General features: G+C 61.5%; 17 protein-coding genes and 2 pseudogenes. 12 read left to right on the forward strand and 7 right to left on the reverse strand.

Features of this window, described 5'->3' with window-relative positions; genetic code table 11:
* Window positions 1-113 precede the first annotated feature (113 nt).
* The 3 genes from ACZ2G1_RS19385 (at window position 114) to ACZ2G1_RS19395 (ending at window position 4,939) form a co-directional block, all read left to right on the forward strand.
* Window positions 114-1,310, forward strand: a complete 1,197-nt coding sequence (locus tag ACZ2G1_RS19385) for an acyl-CoA dehydrogenase family protein (protein WP_470377910.1) — start codon at window positions 114-116, stop codon at window positions 1,308-1,310.
* A gap of 78 nt (window positions 1,311-1,388) precedes the next feature.
* On the forward strand, window positions 1,389-1,586 hold the full coding sequence (locus ACZ2G1_RS19390) for a hypothetical protein (RefSeq protein WP_470377911.1): 198 nt from the start codon (window positions 1,389-1,391) through the stop codon (window positions 1,584-1,586).
* A gap of 260 nt (window positions 1,587-1,846) precedes the next feature.
* Window positions 1,847-4,939: a tetratricopeptide repeat protein gene (locus ACZ2G1_RS19395; RefSeq protein ID WP_470377912.1), complete on the forward strand. Its 3,093-nt coding sequence runs from the start codon at window positions 1,847-1,849 to the stop codon at window positions 4,937-4,939.
* 45 nt (window positions 4,940-4,984) lie between these two features.
* Here ACZ2G1_RS19395 and ACZ2G1_RS19400 read toward each other — a convergent pair whose 3' ends face one another.
* Window positions 4,985-5,554 (reverse strand): recombinase family protein, encoded by a 570-nt coding sequence (locus tag ACZ2G1_RS19400; RefSeq protein WP_470377913.1) that lies wholly within the window; start codon window positions 5,552-5,554, stop codon window positions 4,985-4,987.
* Between the two features lie 251 nt (window positions 5,555-5,805).
* On the opposite strand from ACZ2G1_RS19400, the gene ACZ2G1_RS19405 reads away from it, so the two are divergent.
* From ACZ2G1_RS19405 to ACZ2G1_RS19420, 4 genes are all read left to right on the forward strand, one after another.
* On the forward strand, window positions 5,806-6,249 hold the full coding sequence (locus tag ACZ2G1_RS19405; RefSeq protein ID WP_470377914.1) for a hypothetical protein: 444 nt from the start codon (window positions 5,806-5,808) through the stop codon (window positions 6,247-6,249).
* Window positions 6,246-6,557, forward strand: coding sequence for a winged helix-turn-helix domain-containing protein (locus ACZ2G1_RS19410; protein ID WP_470377915.1), 312 nt, complete (start codon window positions 6,246-6,248; stop codon window positions 6,555-6,557). The genes ACZ2G1_RS19405 and ACZ2G1_RS19410 overlap by 4 nt, the downstream gene beginning before the upstream one ends.
* A gap of 287 nt (window positions 6,558-6,844) precedes the next feature.
* Window positions 6,845-7,264, forward strand: a complete 420-nt coding sequence (locus ACZ2G1_RS19415; protein WP_470377916.1) for a hypothetical protein — start codon at window positions 6,845-6,847, stop codon at window positions 7,262-7,264.
* Window positions 7,265-7,298: 34 nt separating this feature from the next.
* Complete coding sequence (locus ACZ2G1_RS19420) at window positions 7,299-8,135, forward strand: hypothetical protein (protein ID WP_470377917.1); 837 nt, start codon at window positions 7,299-7,301, stop codon at window positions 8,133-8,135.
* Between the two features lie 24 nt (window positions 8,136-8,159).
* Here ACZ2G1_RS19420 and ACZ2G1_RS19425 read toward each other — a convergent pair whose 3' ends face one another.
* Window positions 8,160-8,792, reverse strand: a complete 633-nt coding sequence (locus tag ACZ2G1_RS19425; protein ID WP_470377918.1) for a recombinase family protein — start codon at window positions 8,790-8,792, stop codon at window positions 8,160-8,162.
* 249 nt (window positions 8,793-9,041) lie between these two features.
* Here ACZ2G1_RS19425 and ACZ2G1_RS19430 point away from each other — a divergent pair, with 249 nt between their 5' ends.
* Together ACZ2G1_RS19430 and ACZ2G1_RS19435 are read left to right on the forward strand one after the other, a co-directional pair.
* Window positions 9,042-11,681: a hypothetical protein gene (locus ACZ2G1_RS19430; protein WP_470377919.1), complete on the forward strand. Its 2,640-nt coding sequence runs from the start codon at window positions 9,042-9,044 to the stop codon at window positions 11,679-11,681.
* Window positions 11,682-12,603: 922 nt separating this feature from the next.
* Window positions 12,604-13,127 (forward strand): annotated as a pseudogene (locus tag ACZ2G1_RS19435) (transposase); the annotation flags it as partial.
* A gap of 18 nt (window positions 13,128-13,145) precedes the next feature.
* Here ACZ2G1_RS19435 and ACZ2G1_RS19440 read toward each other — a convergent pair.
* The gene (locus ACZ2G1_RS19440) at window positions 13,146-14,003 is read right to left on the reverse strand and encodes a DUF8189 domain-containing protein (protein WP_470377920.1); all 858 of its coding nucleotides are present in this window, start codon (window positions 14,001-14,003) and stop codon (window positions 13,146-13,148) included.
* Between the two features lie 546 nt (window positions 14,004-14,549).
* On the opposite strand from ACZ2G1_RS19440, the pseudogene ACZ2G1_RS19445 reads away from it, so the two are divergent.
* Window positions 14,550-14,717: pseudogene (locus ACZ2G1_RS19445) on the forward strand (IS5/IS1182 family transposase); the annotation flags it as partial.
* Between the two features lie 139 nt (window positions 14,718-14,856).
* Here ACZ2G1_RS19445 and ACZ2G1_RS19450 read toward each other — a convergent pair.
* Window positions 14,857-15,204 (reverse strand): hypothetical protein, encoded by a 348-nt coding sequence (locus ACZ2G1_RS19450; RefSeq protein ID WP_470377921.1) that lies wholly within the window; start codon window positions 15,202-15,204, stop codon window positions 14,857-14,859.
* A 295-nt stretch (window positions 15,205-15,499) separates the two neighbouring features.
* Here ACZ2G1_RS19450 and ACZ2G1_RS19455 point away from each other — a divergent pair, with 295 nt between their 5' ends.
* Complete coding sequence (locus tag ACZ2G1_RS19455; protein ID WP_470377922.1) at window positions 15,500-17,455, forward strand: ATP-dependent nuclease; 1,956 nt, start codon at window positions 15,500-15,502, stop codon at window positions 17,453-17,455.
* A gap of 78 nt (window positions 17,456-17,533) precedes the next feature.
* On the opposite strand, the gene ACZ2G1_RS19460 is transcribed toward ACZ2G1_RS19455, so the two are convergent.
* A complete protein-coding gene (locus ACZ2G1_RS19460; RefSeq protein ID WP_470377923.1) occupies window positions 17,534-18,193 on the reverse strand; it encodes a hypothetical protein in 660 nt (219 codons plus the stop codon).
* An 80-nt stretch (window positions 18,194-18,273) separates the two neighbouring features.
* Window positions 18,274-21,432: an N-6 DNA methylase gene (locus tag ACZ2G1_RS19465; protein ID WP_470377924.1), complete on the reverse strand. Its 3,159-nt coding sequence runs from the start codon at window positions 21,430-21,432 to the stop codon at window positions 18,274-18,276.
* 483 nt (window positions 21,433-21,915) lie between these two features.
* Between ACZ2G1_RS19465 and ACZ2G1_RS19470 the strand changes: the two genes are divergently transcribed.
* Window positions 21,916-22,245 carry a histone-like nucleoid-structuring protein Lsr2 gene (locus ACZ2G1_RS19470; RefSeq protein ID WP_470377925.1) on the forward strand — a complete coding sequence of 110 codons (330 nt, stop codon included), beginning with the start codon at window positions 21,916-21,918 and terminating at the stop codon, window positions 22,243-22,245.
* Between the two features lie 282 nt (window positions 22,246-22,527).
* Here the strand turns inward: ACZ2G1_RS19470 and ACZ2G1_RS19475 are convergent, their stop codons facing one another.
* Window positions 22,528-22,911, reverse strand: coding sequence for a hypothetical protein (locus tag ACZ2G1_RS19475; RefSeq protein WP_470377926.1), 384 nt, complete (start codon window positions 22,909-22,911; stop codon window positions 22,528-22,530).
* Between the last annotated feature and the right edge of the window lie 9 nt (window positions 22,912-22,920).

Here is a 22,920-nt window from a genome sequence, read left to right on the forward strand (position 1 = left end):
GCCATGTGGGAGTGATGCGGAAGGCCAGCTGAATCCTTGTGGCCTCTAAATATATTATGTACAGTGCTCTTGTGTGACCTAGTGCACTTGTCCATCGAATCGAGGAGTACCCCATGACCGTCCAGGCCTCTGAGCGCCCCACCACCCCTCTGTGTGACAGGGATCTCGAGCAGTTGCGTGAGCAGACCCGCATCCTGTGCGCCCAGTTCCCGGACGAGTACTGGCGGGAGACCGACCGCAACCGGCGCTACCCCCAAGAGTTCGTCGACACCCTCACCAAGGCCCGCCTGCTCTCCGCGCTGATCCCCACCGAGTACGGCGGCCTCGGCGTGGGGCTGACCGAGGCGTCGGTGATCATGGAGGAGATCAACAAGTCCGGGGGCCACTCCGCGGCCTGCCACGCGCAGCTCTACACCATGAAGGCCGTCCTCAACCACGGCTCCGAGTGGCAGAAGCAGCAGTACCTGCCCGGCATCGCCGATGGCTCCCTGCGCCTGCAGGCCTTCTCCATCACCGAGGACGCCGCCGGCTCCGACACCTCCAGCATCCAGACCCGCGCGGTGAAGGACGGCGACGAATGGGTGATCACCGGGCACAAGAGCTGGACCAGCCGGATCGATGACTCCGACCTGCTGCTGGTGCTCACCCGCACCACCGACAAGGACGAGAGCGCCCGCACCGGTGGGCTCACCCTGTTCCTGGTGGACCTGCGCCAGGTGCGCGCCGAACAGCCGGAAGCGCTGGAAGTCACCAAGGTGCGCACCATGTTCAACTACGCCACCAACCAGATCCACTACCACGGCCTGCGCGTACCCAGCTCCGCTGTGGTGGGCGAGGTGGGCAACGGCTTCCGCTACGTCATCGACGGCTGGAACGCGGAACGGATCCTGCTGGCTTCCGAGGCGATCGGCGACGGCTACTGGTTCACCGACCGCGCAGTGGCCTACGCCAACTCCCGGGAGGTCTTCGGGCGCAAGATCGGCACCAACCAGGGCGTGCAGTTCCCCATCACCGACGCCTACATGAAGATCCGGGCCGCGGACATGATGCGCTACGAGGCCGCCCGCCTCTTCGACGCCGGCCAGCCCTGCGGAGCGGAGGCGAACATGGCCAAGCACCTGGCCTCGGAGGCCAGCTGGGAGGCAGCCAACGTGTGCCTGAACACCTACGGCGGCTACGGCTTCGTCGACGAGTACGACGTGGAGCGGAAGTTCCGCGAGACCCGCATGTACCAGGTCGCCCCGGTCAACAACAACCTCATCAAGGCCTTTGTCGGCACCAAGGTCCTGGGCCTGCCCCGTTCCTACTGAATGGACCCATCGACAGAACTCCCGCACCCGCCGCTTCGTGGAGTGCCCCTCAACATGTTCGCAGCAAGGACAGAACACATGGTGCCCGCCCAAACTTTGAGCACGCTGCGCCGCGGCGAGACCATCGAGGCCCGCCACCCGTGGAGTGGCCACTATCGAGGCAAGATCGAGTCCCTGGTTCCCCACAAAGGCATCCTGTGGATCCAACACGGCCCCTTCAACGAGCGAAAGCTCATCGACTCCACCGAATACCAGATCTGGAGATCACCGGGATGATCCCACTCCAGTGAAACGGCGCCTGGCATCAGCGGAAGCTGGTTCCAGGCGCAGTTGGCCTGTCGGGGGGTCCTGGAATCGAGAAACTCAAGGCTGTTCCAGGCCGACCGCTAACTCGCCATATGTAAAGGCGTTTGCAGAACCTCTGCTGGTCGCGAGCTTAGGTGCTTGCCGTATCCCTCCGGGTCCGCCCAAAGACAAGCCAGGTCAATATGACACCCATGCGTGCGGCAGTCCCTGGCTTGTGCTCCACTGAGGTCATGATCGAGATGGGCGGTGACCTCACTGTCGGGGCGAGTAGAGTGCGGGCGCTCCAGGCGTTGTGTGCAGCCTGGAATGAGGTTGGGGACTTAGGCACCAATCGGTTGGTGGTTATGCAAGGTCCCCCCGGCTCCGGACGTCGAACCGTGGTGCGCGCCTTGTACAAGCACTGCGCCACGCAACAAAAGGGGCCCTCCTACTGGCCTCAAGCCCTGTGTGCCGGGGACGGCGCCAGCCACCATGCGTTGCTTGCGGCCTCGCTGGAAATGCTCAACCCGTCGCAGGACAATGCCCAGCTGCCAAATCATGGCATGGCGGCTCAGGTGGACTACCTTTGGTGGGCGTTACACGCTACTCCTGGCAAGTGCGCCGCCTTGGAAGCCGATAGGTATTTGCAACAGCACATCACTCCTATCGCGAAGGCCGTTCAAGCCGCTGAGGACCTGCCCATAACTCGGTTGCGTGCTCTCGTCGAGCTCACTTGCCTCATTCCTTCTGTCGTGGCACTGGTGGGCATGGCCATGGATCCTACCGGCGCCGCGTCTTCGGCGGTCAGTTGGGCGCAGGCTGGGCATGCGTCGCTGTCGGCGACAAAAGATGCACCTGGCGCAGGCAATGCCTTACAAGCAGCACTCCACACTCGCAACAGTATTTTACGGAAAGGTTTGGAACGGGAGGCCATGACCTCGTTTACGGCCGGCGCCCGCCAAGACGCACTCGAAGCGGCCCGCAACAGCGGACGTTTGTTTGGACTGATCTCCGGGGTGATTCCGTCGGTGATTGTGGTGGATGAGGCCGAGAACCTAGATGTGGCCTCAGCAGAGATGCTCAAGACCATCGCCCGGGACTCGAGCCATCAGGGGTTGGTGGTGCTGTTGCGCACCACCAACGATGCTGGCCAGCCGTTGCCGACGCTCGACGCGGAGGTGGATACCTGGCTGGAGGAAGATGCCCGTCTGGGCAGACTCACCACTCTAACTTTGGAACCTTTGTCTTCTGACGAGATGATTGAACTGGCCCTGCAAGATCTGGAAGCAACCGACCGAGATCAGCTGGACAAGCTGAATCTGGCCACCGTGATCGACGCCAGCCACGGCCGACCCGGGCTTTTGCGCCACTACCTCACCCGACCAGCCATCCAGGACGCCATCGTGGGGAAAGGCACGCTTACCAACCTCACCCAGGTGCCTCTCACCTGGCGTCTTGACCCCTACACCGAGGGGGCTTTCGATGCTCTTCCCGCGCCAGCCACGCAGGCTCTAGCTACCCTCAGCCTGCTGGGCCCGACAACCCCGTCCGCCTGGCTAACTGCTACAGCGCCCGACAGCAATATGTGTCCGCCAGTCGAACCGCTGCTGACCGACGGAGAGCTCACCGCGGCCGCCACCACCGGCTGGGTCGCTGAGGACCGCCTCAGTCAGACCCTGCGCTTCCGCAGCGGACGCGCCCATACCTCTGCCTTCGCCCACACCCCCGCCCAGCTCACCCCTGAACGGCAACATCAGGTCCTCACTACCGCTACGGCCCACATCGCTTCAGCCCGTGCCATTGGGGCTTGGGAAAACATCATCGACCCGGTGCGTGAGTCCGTGCTGGCAGCACTGCACTCTCAGCAGAGCATTCAGACCGGGTTCGAACTGGAGGCGGACCTGGTGGCGGAATTGATGCAAATACGCCGTCTAACCGCTCGTTTGGCCGTTGATGAACCCACCCTTGCCGCTCTGGAAGAGCGCCTGCGGACCGGGACGTCTTCGATACGGCTGAAAATCTCCGTGGCCGAAGCCCTTCTAGAGGCCGGCCACACTGAACGTTCACTGGCGGTACTGCGCGAAGAGCTGGACCGGGTCACCGCCAAGTGGGGCAAGGACCTACCGCCAACATTCCTGGCGCTTACCAATCTGGCCGCTGCCTGGGCTGCCCGGGCCCGCATGCACGCTGGACACCCCGAAGCAGGGCCTTACTTCGACACCGCCATCGAGCTATATCAACGACTGCTCAACGCCCAAATACGCCACAATCCACCAGGTGACAATCGTATTTTCCAGACCCGAAACACTCTGGCGCACCTGTTGGCCGATCATCACCGCTATAGTGCGGCGATTCCTCAGATGGGCATGTGCCTTCAGGAAATGGAGGAGCATCCGGGCTACGGCAGGGACCATCCCAAAACCTTGGTGGCTTACGCTTACCTCGCCTCCTGGATCGGTGAGACTGGCGACGCTGTTGCCGCCCGCAACCTTTGCGCCACCCTGCTTCCCTACATGGAAAGAATCCTGGGCCCGGATCACCCCGAGACTTTAGTGGCTCGTGGTGACCTCGCCTCCTGGACCGGTTACGCAGGCGGGACCGTTGCCGCCCGCAACCTCTATGCCGTCCTCCTCCGCGACATGAAACGCGCTCTAGGCCCGGATCACCACGACACCCTGACCACCCGCTCCAACCTTGCCTCCTGGACCGGGAAAGCTGGCGACGCCGATGCCGCCCGCAACCTCTACGCCGCCCTGCTCCCCGACATGGAAAGAGTCCTTGGCCCGGACCACCGCCACACCCTGACCACTCGTTCCAACCTCGCCTCATGCACCGGCGACGCAGGCGACGCCGATGCCGCCCGCAACCTGTTCGCCGCCCTGCTCCCCGACATGGAAAGAGTCCTTGGCCCGGATCACCACGACACCCTGACCACTCGTTCCAACCTCGCCTCATGCACCGGCGACGCAGGCGACGCCGATGCCGCCCGCAACCTGTTCGCCGCCCTGCTCCCCGACATGAAACGAGTTCTGGACTCGGACCACCCCGACACCTTGAAGACCCGCAACAACCTCGCCGTCTGGACCGGTTACGCAGGCGACCCTATTGGAGCTTCTGATTTGTTCGCCGCCCTGCTCCCCGACATGAAACGAGTCCTGGGCCCAGACCACCTCGAAACCCTAACCATCCGCAACAACCTCGCTTACTGGACCGGCAAGACCGGCGACGCCGTTGCCGCCCGCAACCTGTTCGCCGCCCTGCTCCCCGACATGAGACGAGTCCTGGGCCCGGACCACCCCCATACTCTGGCCATTTACAACAACCTGGTTTCCTGGACTGAATAAACGGCCCGTAGAGGAAATGTCTGAACCTATATCCAGCACATGGCCTTAAGTTTCCAGCTGCGGGAGCTCCCGGACTCGCCGGTAGAGGGTGGCCCGGGACATCCCGAGGTCCCGTGCCACCTGGGTGGCCGGCTCCCCACCGTCGATCAGGCGCAGGGCGTTGCGGATCTGGGAGTCGGTGAAGGTCTGCCGGCGTCCGCCGAGATCCTTACCGGCCGCCCTACGCTTGACCACCGAGTCGGTGATCCGCTCCCGCTTGATCTCCAGCTCCATCTGCGCCAGGGCCGCCATGACGGTGAAAACCATGGAACCCATCGGAGTGGCGGTGTCCACGTCTCCCCCGCCCAGTTTCAGCACCCGCAGCCCGGCGCCCCTCCCCCGCAGCGCTTCGGCGAAGGTCAGCATGTTCTGCGTTGACCGACCCAGACGGTTCAGGGTGGTGATGACCAAGGTGTCGCCCGACTCGAAGGCGGGACGGTACGCACGCCCTCCAGACACTCCACTGTCTACGTATACGTCATCACGTCGCACGCCGGCATTCAGAAGGTCAGACACTTGGCGGTCTGCGTCTTGCTGGCGCGTCGAAACCCTGGCGTACCCGATCAGCTTCCCCATACCTGCCTCATCTGTCTCGCAACTGACGTTGAGTATCAGATTTTAGGTGTATGGATAAAGCACAAGGATGCGAGACAGGCCGAACTGCGAAATCATGCGGGCGCAAATTTTCCCGACGAGACGTCTCGCATCCCATCGCTTGCAGGGCACCGCGTTTCGGCCGGCAATGCCCGACCCTGGACAAGTACTTGCCATGATGGCAAGTACTTGCTTTGATAGTGGCATCATCGCATCACCCCCAGGAGGACCCCATGAGCCATCGCCTCACCCCCGACCAGGCCCGCGAGCAGCTGGCCACCATCCAGGAGCGCACCCTGGACACCTCCCGTGACCGGACCGTGCACGCTGCCGCGACCGCGGTGTTCGGGGTGGTCACGGGGCTGTACATGGCCGCGCAGAACATCTTGGCCGACTGGGTCAGCCACACCATCGGCACCGCGGTGTTCCTGGCCGCCTGGTTGGTCACGGTGTGGTGGATCGAGCAGGTGGCGCGCACCGTGCCGCGCCGGGCCAAGGTGTGGTCGCGGGGCGGGATCGTGGCCTCCTTCGTGCTGACGCTGACCGTGGTGCTGCCGTGGTTGAACCTCTCCGCCCAAACCACCCCCAACACCTGGCCCATGGTCGCCGCCGGGGCCGCCGTCGCCGCCACCCCCGCCCTGGCCGCCGCGGCCGTGATCCGCTGGGGGGCCCGGTGAGCACCACCGATCGACGCCACGCCCGGCACCGGTTGGACGAGCTCATCCACGCCCCGGTGCGCCTGAGCATCGTCGCCGCCCTGGCCCAGGTCGACGAGGCCGAGTTCGCCCACGTCCGGGACACCGTGGAGGTCTCCGACTCGGTGCTCTCCAAACAGGCCACCCAGCTCGAGGCGGCCGGCTACGTGAAGATCCGCAAAGGCTATGTCGGCAAACGCCCCCGCACCTGGCTGTCCCTCACTCCCGCCGGGCGCACCGCCTACACCGGTCATCTCGAGGCGCTGCGCGCGATCGCTGCGGGTCTGTAGGGGTCCCAGAGCCTCCGGGGCGGGGCCCTGGGGCAGCACCGGCAGCGGCCGGCCATGTCGGTCTGCACCACCGGAGAGGACTTGAACCCCCTGCCCGAGGCGGACGCCTTGCATCCTTCCCCTCCATCGGGGGAAGCCGCAGGTCACATTGGACAGTGTGCTTCCCTCCGGGTCCGGGGTGCGTCTACGGTGGATCACCGCCCTTGGGTTTCGTCTTCGTCCGCAGTGGGGTTCATCCCCTGGCCGCTTTCGCGACGTGATTCTTCACCAGCAACCAGAAAGCCGGCATGGACGCCCCCACCTCCGGGACACTCGCCGTGGAGCTGTACCCGCACTCCCCCACCCACTGGATCGCCACCTACTACCCCATGGTGCACACCCCCGCCGGACGCTGGGCCGATGTCACCTGGCCGTTGCACCAGCACCTGATGCCCCTCACCGGCGGCCACCCCACCTCGGCGCGGTGGCTGGAGGCGAGCAGTCCCGACCCGCACCACCCCTGCTACCACCGCCACCCGCTCGGGAGCACGGCTCTGGCTGCCGGCTACGCCACCGCACGCCGGGTGCACGCCACCGAGACGGCCAGCACCACCGAGACACCCCTGTCCCCGGCAGAAGCCCGGCGACTGCGGGCGGCCGCGACCGTGGTCCCGGCCGGGCAGCTGGCCGAATGGCTGCTCGATGACCTCCAGGACGTGGACCGGTAACCCGGTCCCGTCCCGGCGCAGCCCAAGTACTGCCATGCTCGGTCCGCTGTACGAGGAGATGACCCCCCACCAGGCCGCTGAGGCCCTGGATGAGTTCATCGCCGAACGCGCCCCGGCCCTGACCCGGCTGCGCGCCACCCTCACCGCCCACGCCGCGCCCCGCCGCCTACTCGACGGCTCCCCGGCCTCCGTGGCCCCGGTGTGGGAGTGGATCACCACCCGGGCCGCCGCCCACGGGGTGGCCCCGTACCCCCTGGAGGAGGACCCGACCCGCCCTGCCTGGCCCAGCTGGGCCCGGCACGGGATGCTCGTGGACCCGCACCCCCCGGCCACCACCTTGGCCCTGGTGGACGGGTTCACCTCCTACCTCGCCGTCGTCCTCACCACCGCCGTGCCCCAGGCCCGGTGGCAGGTCGGGGAGCACCGCCTGGAGCACTACCCCATGACCGGCTACCCCGTGCTGGTCGCCGACCACCACCAGATCTTCCTGCCCGCCATCCCGCTCTACAGCGCCTATCAGTCCGCCCACGGCCGCGACCCGATGAGCGGCCCCGAGATGGCCGCCCACACCCGGCGCACCATCACCGCCCTGCGCGGACAAGGCCCGGTAGCCGCAACAGCCGAAGAACCGCTGCTCACCGTGGTGGCCGAGGTGGACTGCTTCGACGTCGGCCTGCGCGCCGACCTCCCCGAGGCCCACCCCGGGCTGGTGGAACGGCTGATCACCGAACTCGCCGACCGTGACGGGGTCGCATCGGTCTACCGCTACGGCCCCGACGCGCTGGTGATCGACGCCCCGGACTGGAACGAGATCCGCCTGAAGCTGTGGCTGACCCTGTGGCTGGAACGCAACCTCCACACCGACCACTGACTACCCGCCGATGCCGCGGCCTGCTCAGTCCCCCGGGCTCCGCTCGGCCTCGGCAGCAGTGATCGGTTCTACCGTCACCGACTCCGCCGGCCGCGGCGGCAGATGCCGGTACAAGGTGGTGCGGGTGATCCCGGTCTTCGCCACGATCTGCGCCATCGTGTGCCCGGTATCGCGCAGATGCACCGCATAAGCCAGCTTGTCCGCATCCACCACCGAAGGCCGCCCGATCCGCCTCCCCTTGGCCGCGGCCACCGACCTCGCGTGCGCGGCCCGCTCCAGGGTGTAGGTGCGCTCCATCTGCCCGAACAACGCCAACAGCACCACCGCCAACTGCGCCATCGGATCATTCGGGTTCGTCGAATCCACTGTGATCGGATCCGCCAGATTCCGCACCCCCACCCCCCGCTCGGCCAGGTCATGGATCAGGTTCAACGTGTCACGCACCGTGCGCCCGAGCCGGTCCAAGGTGTGCACCACGATCACATCACCCTCCCGGGCATAAGCCAGGGCCGCAGCCAGGCCAGGGCGGTCAGTGGTGGCCCCGGACCTCTTGTCCACATAGATCCGCTCCGGTGCGATCCCGACCTGCCGCAGGGCATCGATCTGCCGATCCAGGTCCTGTTTGGCCGTCGACACCCGCGCATACCCCAATTCCATGCCCCCAGCGTACCGAAAGTCGGTTCCGTACGACCCAAACAGGCCAGTACTTTTGGTCCAAGTTCTGGTACAGGAAACGCCGATCACGCACATCGGTCAAGGATCTCCGCACAGGCCGTCCCACTACCTAGGAAGTGGGACGCCCATGTGGAGCTCGACCAGACGTCTCGCAACCCTCAAGTCCCTGGACGTGTCAACTTGATGATGAAGGCGTATCAAAAAGAACCGATTCAGAAGTAGATTCGTCCTATGGAACTTGATCCGCTTGGAAGCGCCCAAGACCATGCTCCATTGGGGCCCGTCGATGAGCTGTTCACCGACCGTCAGAGTGAGTCACTGGCTTTCAAGGATGCACTGGCCCGTTTCCGTCGGTACGTCGACAGCAGTGACGCAACGGAGATCGCGCGCTGTAATGTGCTGACCTTTTATGGACTGGGTGGCATCGGGAAGTCGTCTCTATCGGAGCGACTGGAGCATTGGGTGAACGGTAAGTTGCCCTTGATCAGCGGCTGGGGATCGGTGCCGGCCACCAAAGTGCAGGCGACTGCCCGTATTGACCTGCACAACTCGGCCGGGCGAATGGATCTATTGACGGTGCTCAGCGCTTTTAGAGCTGGAGTTGCGGAGGTACGTCCCCGGTGGCCGCTTTTTGATCTGGCCTTTGCCGCCTACTGGTCGGCGGTGCGCCCTGGCGAACCATTCCCGAGAATTGGAGGTCGTGATGACCTCAACGCCGCTGTTGTTGGAACTATTCGCGACTCTCTCACCGACCTCGGTTCGTGGGCCGAACTTGCCGCTGCAGGCACCGGGGCAGGTCTGGGCGTTCTCGGTATTCGTAAACTCATTGGTGAGCTTCGTCGACGGCATGACCTGCAACTTGGCATCGAGGCCTTCGCCGGCTTCAAAGAATTCCTCGTTCAGTGCGGTGACGAACCTAGCCCGACCGATCCTCGACCGGACCTGGCATGCACGATTGCCGGCATATTGGCATGGGAAATTTCCCGCTTATCCCCATGCCCGCTTATGGTGGCATTTGTCGACACAACCGAGCGTCTCGCTCTTGACCCTCGTCGGGTCTCCGAAAAACACTTGAACAGGCTGATACATCAAATGCCTAACGTCCTGTTCGTACTCACCGGCCGTGACATGCTGGACTGGTATGACCAGAACCGAGTCGATTTACCCCACCGGGGGGCGTGGACATGGCCCGGCCTGGTGCCAGGTGCCCAAGAGAATCCACGGCAACATTTAGTCGGCAACCTCTCCCCTGAGGACACTCGAACGGTGATCCTTCGGGGGCGACGAATACTCGAACTCCCTATGAGCGATGAAGTCGTCGACGAGCTCACCGTTGCCTCGGGTGGCCTGCCGCAGTACCTAGAATTGGCTCGAATAGTAGCTGTCGGTATCAGAGATGCTGGTGGCGGTCGGCAGGTGGCGGTGAGCGACGTCACCGGCTCTCTTGCCTCCTTAGTGGAAAGGGTACTCGACGACATTCCTACTGACGAACAACGGGCAATACGCGGCGCCTGCCTGTTCCGCACCTTCGACGCCGACCTTATGGCCGCTGCGGCTAACGTTGATCATGGGTGCGCTGAGCGAGCAGTCCGACGTCCAATGATTGATAGTCACGGTAGCGAACGATTCCCTTATCGCATGCATGATGCCGTTCGCGAGGCCATTCGTGAAGCAGGTCACCAGCTCGCCGGCGGCTGGTCCGAACGGGACTGGCAGGTGGCTGCAAGTCGTGCTGCCACAGCAGCACACCAGATGCATATCGCCGCCAAACAACGAGAAAACAATCGCGATGTCCTTGATGCAATAGGCGTTGCCATAAGTTTGGTGTGCGGTCAGGAAACTACCGTTGAACCAGCTGATAACGACTCATACGAGGACTGGCTTTCTAAAGCCATTGTTTTCAGTCCATCTATTCAAGGCCTACAGCCCAGAATTCCCAGCACCAGTAAAACCGAATATGGTCAGCACGTACTCGACTTTATAACCGCCAAGTCGATCAGTACTCCATTTGAGGATCGCCTACGGTTACTACGGAATATTTTCAACTCCAGCCACCCCCTTCGACTGGCGGCTGGTAGGCATCTTGGATATACCCTAAAACTTAAGCATCACTGGGATGAGGCATTGGCGGTATTTGATGAGGTATCCATGATCGCCCCCACACCCCTGAACCTTGGACAAAAATCCCAAGTATTTGTTGAGGCGCGGCGTTTTATTGAAGCCCGAAAGGCAGCCGATGGCATTCCTGCCTCTGCTCTAGTCAAGCGTAAATCCGAATATTATCATGGTCTCCCCGATCGATATTTCGCCGATATTAAGGATAAGCTCGCTCAACGCCGGACCGCTGGCCGTCAACGCGAGTATCTAGAAGAACGCGGAACTTACCTCGTCCGACGGGCCCTTCTTCGCAATGATATTGACGCGCGCACCCTCAACGACTTCCTCGAAGAGGCGGAGCTCGTGGGGCATATCGTGGCCATCCGAAGTGCCCTACTGGCCATCGTGTTGCATCACGAGGGTGATTCCGCACACCTCTCCGGAGCCCTTAGTCGACTAAAATCCCTGGACCAGTCATCTTCAACTACTGGGGCGGTTTCAACTCGATATGCATTGGCCGAGTTCTGTGACGCTATGCTTGTCGGATCCCGCGACCGTCTAGATACCCTTTATGAGGAGATACTTGACGTGCGAGAGAGAACCGTCGCATGGATTCCAGTCGAGTGTTTCTTCAAAGCAATCAATCTCCCTCTTCCATCAACACCCACCCAGTGGCTCGATGCACCCGAAAAAGTTACCATGCGATGGACTGCGCATCTTAACGAGTACCTTGCTCGCCACGGTGCCGAAAAAATAAATATAAAAGAATTTTAGAACTAGTTCAATAAAGTAGAATACTGATGGCGATTCAGTGCTTTCAGCAAATATCCTCGCTATAATGCAGTAAATGTCACTTTCCTCAATGTTGGCTGAACTGCGCGCCCATATCGCTGGCTGTGCGCTGGCTCCTTTGTTGATTATTTGTCATACACCGCACAAATCAGCCCTCCCACCAAGGGGACATTCTAAGAATTTTTACGAGACGTCTTGCATCCCTTGAATTACAGGACACACAGGTGCACTAGAAGTTCCCAAGACTCAGTCTCACCAGCTAACGAACTTCGCCCCGCCGCGGCGTGGACGCCACTCGCCGTTCCGACCCCCAAGCAGGGACTCCAATGTCGGCAGTCCCACCACCAAGGAAGTGGGACAGTCACCGCACGCTTGACGAGACGTCTCGCACCCCTTACCTGCCAAGACACATCGCTGCACGTGCTCAGTGAGTCTGCACGCAGACGGTGCAATGAATACGATGCATACCGCCCTCTACACCGACCAACTATGAGAGGAGTCATACCGTTTGAAGTTTTCAACATAAGAATGACGCCGCTGGCCCAGGCGCTCAGTGTCACGATTCAAAGCGGGGAGTGATTTTGCTCAACAGGGCCGCCCACGATCTGGTAGACAACGCTAAAACGGTGGAACTGCTTCACGACCGCAGCTGGCAGGTCATGTCACTGCGCGTCGCCGATAACTCCTCCCCTCATGCCTATGCCGTCCGCACCGGGTCCAGGCGCGGCCCCGGACAGGCGATTGTCTCGGGCACCGCCTTCACCGCCCACTCCGGGATTGACCCCGTTGCCACTGGCGGTGAAAGCCGTTCATCGAGGACGGCATGCTCTGTGTGGACCTCACCTTTGAGGGCACCGTCATCACCGGCAACCGCACCAAGACCACGGCAACGATCTAGATCGCCTGCTGGCGTCGACGGCGGGCCTGGAGTGAGGCCAGAGTGTGGAAGAAACTCCACCACGCCGTGCTCGAGCAACTGAGCCAGGACGCGGCAAGGCGGACACCAAGTACCACCTGCTGGTCACGGCCGATGGACTGCCCCTGGCGGTGGCGATCACCGAGGCCAACCGGCACGACTCCACGCTGGTGGAGCCGATCCTGGACGGACTGGTCCCGGTCAAGGGGCGAGGTCGCAGCCGACCTCGCCGCCGGCCGGGGAAACCGCGCGCGGACAAGGCCTACGACAACAAACGGGTGCGCCGTTACCTGCGCCGGCGCGGCATCACCGCCCGGGCCGCCCGAATCGGGGTGGAGAGCAGCGAACGGCTGGGCCGGCACCGTTGGGTCGTGGACTGCACCATCTCCTGGTTGCTGGCCTTTCGCCGTCTGGCCGTCCGCTACGACCGCAACGGCACCACGATCGCCGCCGTGGCGATCCTGGCCGTCACCGCCATCTGCGCCCGGCGACTGTCCCGGAAGGACTATTGAAACCGTCTCTTGGGCTACTTACTTCCAGTACTTCTGCCAGACGTTGTTGTCGGTGCCGCGCACGAAGACGTGCTCGTGGTCCGGGCCCATGGATCCGAGGGCAGGCGTGGAGGCGAGAACGCCGCCGTCGTTGTGGCGGGCCCAGTTGTGCCACCTGTTGTTGTAGTAGGCCCGTTGCCACAGCGCGTTGTCCGTGCCGCGGACGTAGATATTGGCCACGTCCTTGTTCCGGGAAATCGTGGCCGGTCCGCCGATGAATCCGGAGGAGGGACGGCCCAGGTTGAACCAGGCACTCCATCCACCGGTGCGGGTCCAGTACTTCTGCCAGACGTTGTTGTCGGTGCCGCGCACGAAGACGTGCTCGTGGTCCGGGCCCATGGATCCGAGGGCAGGCGTGGAGGCGAGAACGCCGCCGTCGTTGTGGCGGGCCCAGTTGTGCCACCTGTTGTTGTAGTAGGCCCGTTGCCACAGCGCGTTGTCCGTGCCGCGGACGTAGATATTGGCCACGTCCTTGTTCCGGGAAATCGTGGCCGGTCCGCCGATGAATCCGGAGGAGGGACGGCCCAGGTTGAACCAGGCACTCCATCCACCGGTGCGGGTCCAGTACTTCTGCCAGACGTTGTTGTCGGTGCCGCGCACGAAGACGTGCTCGTGGTCCGGGCCCATGGATCCGAGGGCAGGCGTGGAGGCGAGAACGCCGCCGTCGTTGTGGCGGGCCCAGTTGTGCCACCTGTTGTTGTAGTAGGCCCGTTGCCACAGCGCGTTGTCCGTGCCGCGGACGTAGATATTGGCCACGTCCTTGTTCCGGGAAATCGTGGCCGGTCCGCCGATGAATCCGGAGGAGGGACGGCCCAGGTTGAACCAGGCACTCCACATCGCCGCTGTGCTCACTGGCGCGGCCCCCACTGGCGACACCGCGCCGACGGCTGCCATCGAGGCCAACGCTGTACCAGCCGTCAAAAAGCTACGCCGGGACCACCATGCCGTAGGCCCGAGCGACGGTGAGTCCGCTACATCATTGTGCTCGACCATCATGTGCTCCTTAGATTTTGAAGGATCGCTCCCTAGGCAATCCACACTGATAGGTGATGTGGTGGCGCTTGCCAACCTGCCCCAAACAACATGACGACAAGGACGAAACCACGGGATCAGCTTCGACCCATGCTCGTTACCCGGGCATGACTACTCCGATGAAATCACTTGAAGTTTCGGCAGATGTCCCATTACCCAGTACCTCCCACCCTGGGTGGCACCGTCGCCGGTCGCAGGGCATACGTCGCCCGCCCCCTGCACCAGCACAAGATGCCTATTGCCCACGAATTCCCCGCGCTGTGACTGGAGGTCCACAGACCCGCCCCAAGCACTCCAGCCGCCCCAGCCACCAGGCATTCAGTACGTCATTGGCCGCCGGCTACACCACAGCGCAACGACCGGCACCGCTGGGTGGTGGAGCACATCATCTCCTGGGTGTTGCGCTTCAAGCGTCTTGGGCTTCGCTACGACCGCACCACAACCACGCCGCTCCCACTGTTGCTACTGGCCGTCACCCTCATCTACCTCCGCCGACTGCGCCAGACGAGGGAGTTATGAGACCAGGTGTAGGTGCCAAGCACCGCACCTGTCTCGCAACCAGAACGCCTCCTAACCCATGACCTGCGAGACGTGACAACGCGCCGAAAGCCCATAAGACTCGGTCTCACCCGCCGGCGAACCTTCACCAGAGACAGGGTCAGCCGGCGAACCGTTCATAGGCACTCTGCCGGGAAGTGTTCAACGCCCATCCCACCCCGGCCCACGAGGCCCCGCTCCCCCGAGCGTCTCCCACGGCATCGCGCAACGCCACGCCGGCACCGCGCTCGAGCAGGCGCAGGAACCTCACTCGCTCCAAAGCACGGTCGGTGCTCTCCTCGGTCCTCGCGGTCGCCCACGCATCCGCAGCCATGCGCAGGAACTGGGCTACAGCCACTCCGTCACGGTCATCCACCGGCACGGAATGGTCAGCCAGGGCCGCCCCCAGCTCCCACGCCGCGTGCGGCGCCGTGACGCCCTGCTTTCCATCATGCTCAAGCATGTTCACCTCCGGGGTGTAATGAAACCCTGACACTGTCAGGATCTCCTGACACTGTTACGAGGTCAAGCACTCCAAGCTGGCACCAGGACACGCGTTCCTCCTACTGGCTCCAGTCTCGCAACCAAGGCGTCGCACAACCCTTGGGATCCGAGAAGTCTCCGCGAGCAGGACGTCGCAACCCGGAACATGCGGACTGTCGAAACTGTCAGTTGCTGACCTTCGTGTCGCCGCGTTACTCGGCTACGCATGCGAGACACTCGACTCAAGGTCAAATCAGAACCCTATAGTTCCAGGAGTCTTCGTGATCATCGACACCATTCACATAAAAAATTTCAGATGCGTAGCTGATCACTCGATAAAGTTCGAAAAAATAACTAGTTTCATAGGTCCCAACGGAGCGGGGAAGTCGACGGTGCTCCGGGCTCTCGACTGGGTATTTAATAGCGCGAAAGACTCTCTTGCACCCACAGACGTTTTTGGTGCCTTCGAGCAAACCGATAAGACAATCGCAGTCACAGTTACCTTCACGGAAATTACACCGCGGGACCGTGAAGTTCTAACAGAAAGATATGCGCCGCCACAATCAGACACGTTTTCGGTAAGACGTGAATGGAGCTCCGCAACTGGCGACCGCCTCGCAGGCGCATCTAAAGGATACCCGGCCTTTGTCCCTGTTCGCAGACTAATCGACGGACCCGCTGGGCCGGTAAAATCCGCCTACGATGACGTGCGCGAAAAGTTGATGGAAAATTCAATTGTACTTCCAGAAGCCAAAACCAAGCCCGCAATTATCAAAGCGCTGGACGCATGGGAGAAGGAAAATCCGAGCGAACTGGCATTAGATTTCGTCACAGATAATCAAATGTTTGGATTTGCTGGCCAAGGAGAACTTGCAAAAATCTTCACATATGTTTTCGTTGACGCTGACTTGCGGGCCTACGACGAAGCTGAAGACTCGAGCAAGACGATTCTCGGAAAACTCCTTAGTCGTGCCCTCGATCGCTCCCCTGCCGAAGCAGCCCTGACCGATCTTGCAAACGAAGTGACGCAAAAACACAACGCCATCAATGACGAACACCTCGGCCCGCAACTGGAGACCATATCCCAACGCCTTAGTGAAGGAATTAATAGATTCACCGCTGGCCGGAACATTAAACTCCAACCTCAGGGATCCTTGTACGCACCGCCTAAGGCCAAGGTTGACATTAGGGTAATCGATAAAATAGTCGAAACACCTCTTACGCATCAAGGTCACGGTTTTCAAAGAGCTGCTCTTGTTGCGAGCCTGCAAGTCCTCGCCGAATATTCCACAGATTCATTCGAGGAAAACACACTCTTCCTAGCTATCGAGGAGCCTGAATTATTCCAGCACCCCACTCAAGCTCGAGCATTTGCCTCCGTGCTACGAAAGCTCGCTGGAGATGCAGACCGTAAGCTGCAAATTGCGTATGCCACCCATAGCCTGTACTTTGTCGACCCCTTCGAGTTCCACGAAGTTAGAAGGGTGTCCAGAGATGCATTAGGGAACTTCAAGGTTTCCTCGACGACTCGGGACGCCGTATCCGATCTTGTTCAATCATACATGTCGAAATCATGGACCATCACCTCAGAATGGTCTAAGCTTATTCTCCTTGATTTACGTGAAGCCCTTTTTGCCAATGCGGTTGTATTGTGTGAAGGCGCGGATGATGCAGCTGTACTGGAAGGCGCGAGCAATCACACCGCCTCGTTCGACGTCCTTGGCATCACAGCGACTTCCGTCAGAGGCAAAAATTCTTTATTTCTACCTCAGATTGTTCTCAAAGAATTCGGAATCCCTGTTTTGGTTATTTGGGACAACGACTCCGATGTCGATACAAGAGCTAGAACTAAAAAACTGGAAAAGCTTCGCAAGGCCGGGGAAAAGCGGGAGCTAACTGAAATCGAACTGGCAGATATTCAACGCGCTAAGTATAATGACGCAGCCGGCTTCAATAAGCAAATTGCAGAATTCATGGGAGTTAAACTTACGGACGATTACCCTAAAGGTCTTCTTTCCAAGAACCTCTATGCAGTCGAGGACACGCTGGAAACGATGCTTTCCGCCGACTGGCCCGAGTTTTTCGAGACCCGTCAATCCGTTATCGATGGAGGCGACGGGGTTGCGTCAGATAAACATGAGGCAACGTATCGACTCGCGGCCCAGCAATGCGCCACTCCGCCATCAGGTGCCATCGCTGAAATTTTGCAGGCCGCGAGAAAACTCCTTGATCATTAGCGGATGCTAGGGACTCCCGCACAAAAATAGGCGACGCCTTGACCTCCTTGTGCGGCAGCCCCTAGTCCTCTTGGACGTTTAGCCATTCCGGGGTGGCTGGGTGCTCATCGCGCGTGCGGCGACGACGGTACCGTAAAGTTGGTGTGACGTTTCGAAAATGCGCTGACCCCCACCCGCTGTCAACGCAGCAACCCACTCCAGAACAGCCCGCCCAACTTGGTCCCAAGAAATTCCTTGAAGGTGTCCTGGCGGATTCCCTTGCTCATCTTCGGACCACATAAGGAAGTAAATGCAAAGCTGTTGCAAAGCATTGAGGCTGGGCACATCTTGATTGCTTCCGGGCTCCCAGGCCTCGTGCAAGAACGAGGCTAACGAACCCAACGACTCTGCTGCTTTTCGAGGTCTTACCTGCACCTCGTGACTATGTTCCACTGCCCACATCGGCTGCACAATCTCGGCGGCTTTACGGCCCACATCTGAGCGCATGGCTTCGCGGCGTGCTTCTCGTTCTCGTTGCCAAGCAGCCGCCTGTTGCTCCCGTTCTTCTTCTTGTCGCAGGTTTTCTCTCACTCGCTCGACCTCTACCGTGTGACGGTAGATCAGCACAGCTACCAGGCCACCTACCGCGCCTCCCAGCACGGATCCGACAAGCCCTACCCAGGTATTGCCGTTCACGGACTCATCTACCTCGGTGAGCCACCACGACCCCAGCACTAATCCAGTGACGAGGACGGCCACACCTACAATGAATGCCCAGCGCCTCCACCCCCAGCCCTGGATCGGTTCAGCCGCGCCTGGACCATTTGGCTTTCGACCCTTCATTCCTCGAGGACTGCCACATCAACGATGGGGAGCACCGCTTGCACTGTCGCCTCAAGCTGTTCAGCTAGTCCTGCAGTCTTCAAGGCATGATCAATGGATTTGCGGGCGTCCTGGAACCGCCGCACCTGAGAGACGTCCACTTCGGCTGCGAGATTCTCCGCCTGCGCCGCAAGTGTGGTGAGGTGCACGTGAGCATCGTTGGTGTTGTCGTAGCGGGGGAAAGGAATTTTGAACACGTACTTGTCGAAGTCTCGTGCACCGAATAACCCAAGGGTCTGCAAGGGCTTTACCCGCTCCAGCAGGGCCGCGGAGTTGAGAATCGCTGTGAGGTAGCGCGCCTCGTTGAGCGTGGATACCGGAGCCCAGTAAAGCTTATGCTCGACGATGCCTTGGGGGTCTGTGAGTGTCGCGGCGGCCAAGCGATTTCCGGAACTGCTGTAGACCACCCGGTAGTCGTGTTCGCGTCCCAACTGGGCGGTGAGTTGACCGTGGTAGTCGATACGCTCGGCCAGGGATTTGGTTTCGCTGGCAACCCGGTTAGCCTCCCAGAGACCCTCAGCCTGCTGCCACCAGGAGGCTAGGTTGGGGTGCTCATGCACTTCTTCGGTCTTCAGCAACGTCCTTTCATGGATTGGAAGCACCGACAGGAGAGGTTCCAAAACTCGGTAGGGTGCGACCGTTTCTCCCAGCAACATTGGAAAGAGGTACTCCTGCCCCACGGCAGCCTCGACAGAGGGAAGATCCTTCCAAGGTGGCTTGTCGAGATTGCCCCGTCGTGAGGTTATCCGGATACGACCAGCACCCGCTCCCAAGGGGCCTGCGGGGAGTTCTTCGCCGCACATCAGCATCCGTGGATACAGAATGGCGCCGGCCCGGAACACCGAAGCGTAAGGCGACACGGGGGCCGGGTCGTTAGGGTCGTGCTGGGTGACGGTGGCCGAGGTGATTCTGAACTTGTCCGCGACCTGTTCCCAAGTGTGGGCAGGGTTGCTGAAACGACCGTGCCAGTTCTGCACAGTCGAAGGCATGGCACGGTTCGCGTAATCGTGGCGGATTCCGAAGATGACGCAGGAACTCATCGGAAATCCGGTGGGAGCTTGATGCAGGTCCCAAGACTCCTCGAACTGCACCGCCAGTCCAGTCTCTGCTCCGTGTCCACGCGTCCACCGGCCGGTGCGGAATCCATGGTGCGGTTTCCGAGAGAGCGTGCCGTGCGGCATAACGTAGCTGAAACGCCCCCCGGGTTTGAGATAGAGCTCAACGGCCCGAGTCACGAACAGGGTCGATAGATCACGTCCGGAAGCCCCAAGTGCCCCAGAGAGCAGGTTGCGGGCCTGAGCAAGCCGCTTATATCGGGTCTGCATGGCCTTGCCCATCTTGCTGTAACGCAGCCATGGCGGGTTGCCCACCAGTAGGTCCACTCGATGCTCAGGCAGTGAGAAGTACAAGGGACGGATCAGATTGCGAACGTAATAGCCCCAAATGTGGTTGCGGCCGCTGTCGTTGAGCCGGCGCATAGTGTCAAAGGTCTCGCGCAGCAGCGGCCGGTCCTCTTCCGGCACGTGGTGACGCTTCAGCACCGGTTCCACAAGCCGGACGCTCGCATTGGCCTTAGCACCTCCGCCCTGCTTCACATGGTGGGGAGTGGCAGTGAGTACCAGGTCAGCCATTTCGGAGACCAACTGATCGAAGCGCTGAGCATCGGCGAGCACCGAATGCGGGAACAATAGGTCGTCCCCGAACAACACCCCGCCGCCGGACCCGGTAAGAATGTCCTCACCGGTGGTTGGAACGGTGATGACATCAGCCCGAGCCAGCAGAGACGACCCTTGCTCCCATTGCAGAGCATCACCCAGATGAACCGGGATCGTAATCGTCCCCCGCCCCGGTGCAGTGAGGCGATCCCGACCGATCGCCAGCAGATAGGTCACACGAGCCAGCGTGACCGCCACCGGATGAATGTCCATGCCGAATACGTGCTGGACCACCCCGTGCACAGCTTCCCCGTCCGCCACCCCCGATTCGCGAGCCGCCGCCAGGTATGCGCGCACAGCGTGGAAAAGGAACGTACCCGAGCCGGCCGAGACATCCATGACAGTGGTGGTCAACGGCTCCGTGTCAGCATGATCAATTACTCGATCCGCCAGCCAGTCCGGAGTGTAGTACTCCCCCAGGGCCTCACGGGTCTGCTGACTGATCACGGACTCATACAGGTGCTTCAGAACATCGTGCTGCACATGCGACCAATCGAACCGAGAAATGCGATCGGCCAGGGACCTCACGAACTGCTCCCCACCAGGTAGCTCCAGCGGCCAGTCGAAGAAGTCAGCCTCAACCACCCCAAGAATCTGTGCTCCCCGGAAGTGCTCCCCATCAGCCAGCGCTTGCGGGGTGATTGGACCGTTGCGGGAGATGTCGAAACCCAGCACGGCGTGAGCGATGGCCTCAGCTGTGAGTACTAGCAGGGTGTGGTCGATGAAGAGGTGATCGGCTTCGGCGAAGGCTTCACCAAAGGCGGTGCGGAGCAGTTTGGTCCATAGCTCGCGTTTGATCTGCACGGTGGGGTGGTTTTTGCCGGCATCGTAGAGCGCGTGCAGGGTGGTGTGATCAGCTTCGTGGGCCGGTGAGGTGGCCCCAAGCCGGGTAGCGATGTTCTCCGGAGTGGGCGGCAGTGCCGTGTCAGTGGCCAGGATGGTGCCCAGCCAGTGCCTCAACCGTTCGGCGTCCGCAGCATTACTGATGTGCAACGGTTCACCGGCGGGGATGATGTCGCCGGTCCCGTCAAGATCAGGGACATAGAGCCGCCATTGCGCCCCATCAGTGAGCACTCCCAGGTACCGGGCGCCGGTGCTATTCACCCGATGCCGGACGTATCCGCCCAGCTGTTCTTCTGCGTCTGCAAGCACGGTGCCTTGGGCCAGATTGCGTTTGACTTCGATGACGGTGGTACCGGCCTCGATGTCGATTCGCCGCTTGGTCCCATCCCCTAGCTGGGACTCCAGCGACACCGGATCCGGGTCCATAGCCAACTGCTCGGCGTGCAGATTCAACTTGGCTTCAAGGATGAAGCTGCGGATATCGGCCTGAAGCATGACTTCCGCCCTCGCCGGATCTCGATGAGCAATCCGAGCAGTGAGGTCAGCGAGGGTCTCCACAGCAACTTCCGCCTTTGCAATCGTTCAAATGGAACCTGTTCAGGTTATCTGGCGCATCCGCCTGGTCAGTGCATATTGAGCTGTTCCATGACCACCATCTCCACGACCGCACTGGAGGCGATGAACGCAGGGTGGACACCCCACACCTTTCCAGCATCGGCGAGCACTCCCGCCGTAACGGCCCCTGCGGCTGTGGTGCGAACAGTTTTTGTTGCCCCAGGGTGGCGATAGGGGCACGCCCAATCCTGCCCTTCTCGAAGCACCGTTTCGTAGGACTTCCATGTGGCCAACCTCAGTGCTTTCAGTGGCACCCAGAAATGATTGGCCTTTCTCGATAGGGTGAGTCAATGTCCGACAGCGACCACGATGATCGGCACCCTCGACTTCCTCAAAACGCATGTGGGAAAGCGGGTCGGTGCTGATTCTCTGGCCGTGGACGCGTGTCGAGTAATGCTATGAAGAAATTGAGAGGAAGGTGCTGTGATGGCCCAGAGCGTGCAGATCATTTTGGAGGACGACCTCGAGGGTGGTCCTGCTGATGAGACCGTCCAGTTCGGTTTGGACGGCCGGCAGTACGAGATCGACCTGTCCACCGCTAACGCAGAGAAGCTGCGGGAGGCCCTGCGCCCTTATGCTGCCGCTGGTCGGCGGGCCCAGGGCAAGCCCTCCCGGGCCACCGGGCCCCGTTCCTCCGCCGGTGGTAACCCGGAGACGGCGAAGATCCGGGCCTGGGCGAAGGAGAACGGATACGAGGTCTCCGACCGCGGCCGCATCCACCAGTCCGTCAAAGACGCCTACTACGCCGCCCAGTAGACCCCCCACTCCCCCACCGGACAGCACTCGACTTTCCGGGCGTTCCGCGACGGCAGGCCCAATGCTGGCCGGCCACCGCTGCGACATGGCCATGGAACGTCTCGGGCAGGGCTCGAGCACGGGGGCCGTCACGGCGGTTCCTCCGCACGGCGAGCAGCCGGTGACGAGTTACTCGCCCTGATCCGGCACGGGGCCATCGGCTGGACCACTTGGCCCCTTATGCAAAAACATCCCATTTACCCCATTCATTTAATGGAGTAAATGGGATGTTTGGATTCTCGGCTAGTACTTGGGAGGGCGGCCCCGGGTCACGGTGCCTGCACCGCCGAAGGGCCGTCCGTCATTGATCTCGTCGCGGTACTGGTGGATCCGGTCGGTGATGATGCCGGCGACGAAGTCGCTGAGGGTCTGCCCACGTTGGGCGACGTGGTTGTAGGCCGAGCGCAGTTCGGCGAGGTCGTCGATGTCCATCTGGACCTGGAGGCGACGGCGGGTGTCCGTGGCGTTCCCCTTCTTCTGCTCGGCCGCAGGCGCCGGCGCCGTCTCCTGTGGTGCGGCGGGTGCTGCGACCTCCGGCGCGGGGGCGGTGGTGTCGGTGATGGAGGGGGCGACGGCGTCTTGGCCGGTGAGGAAGGTGGATTTCCGGCGGCGTCCTGCGGTGCTCATGGTGGGGGT

The organism is Kocuria sp. KKT182, from assembly GCF_055635395.1.

Excerpts from the sequence above, each read along its gene's own strand:
- ACZ2G1_RS19385 (WP_470377910.1), top strand. The coding sequence starts at position 114 with ATGACCGTCCAGGCCTCTGAGCGCCCCACCACCCCTCTGTGTGACAGG.
- ACZ2G1_RS19390 (WP_470377911.1), top strand. The coding sequence starts at position 1,389 with ATGGTGCCCGCCCAAACTTTGAGCACGCTGCGCCGCGGCGAGACCATC.
- ACZ2G1_RS19395 (WP_470377912.1), top strand. The coding sequence starts at position 1,847 with ATGATCGAGATGGGCGGTGACCTCACTGTCGGGGCGAGTAGAGTGCGG.
- ACZ2G1_RS19400 (WP_470377913.1), bottom strand. The coding sequence starts at position 5,554 with ATGGGGAAGCTGATCGGGTACGCCAGGGTTTCGACGCGCCAGCAAGAC.
- ACZ2G1_RS19405 (WP_470377914.1), top strand. The coding sequence starts at position 5,806 with ATGAGCCATCGCCTCACCCCCGACCAGGCCCGCGAGCAGCTGGCCACC.
- ACZ2G1_RS19415 (WP_470377916.1), top strand. The coding sequence starts at position 6,845 with ATGGACGCCCCCACCTCCGGGACACTCGCCGTGGAGCTGTACCCGCAC.
- ACZ2G1_RS19420 (WP_470377917.1), top strand. The coding sequence starts at position 7,299 with ATGCTCGGTCCGCTGTACGAGGAGATGACCCCCCACCAGGCCGCTGAG.
- ACZ2G1_RS19425 (WP_470377918.1), bottom strand. The coding sequence starts at position 8,792 with ATGGAATTGGGGTATGCGCGGGTGTCGACGGCCAAACAGGACCTGGAT.
- ACZ2G1_RS19430 (WP_470377919.1), top strand. The coding sequence starts at position 9,042 with ATGGAACTTGATCCGCTTGGAAGCGCCCAAGACCATGCTCCATTGGGG.
- ACZ2G1_RS19440 (WP_470377920.1), bottom strand. The coding sequence starts at position 14,003 with ATGTGGAGTGCCTGGTTCAACCTGGGCCGTCCCTCCTCCGGATTCATC.
- ACZ2G1_RS19470 (WP_470377925.1), top strand. The coding sequence starts at position 21,916 with ATGGCCCAGAGCGTGCAGATCATTTTGGAGGACGACCTCGAGGGTGGT.
- ACZ2G1_RS19475 (WP_470377926.1), bottom strand. The coding sequence starts at position 22,911 with ATGAGCACCGCAGGACGCCGCCGGAAATCCACCTTCCTCACCGGCCAA.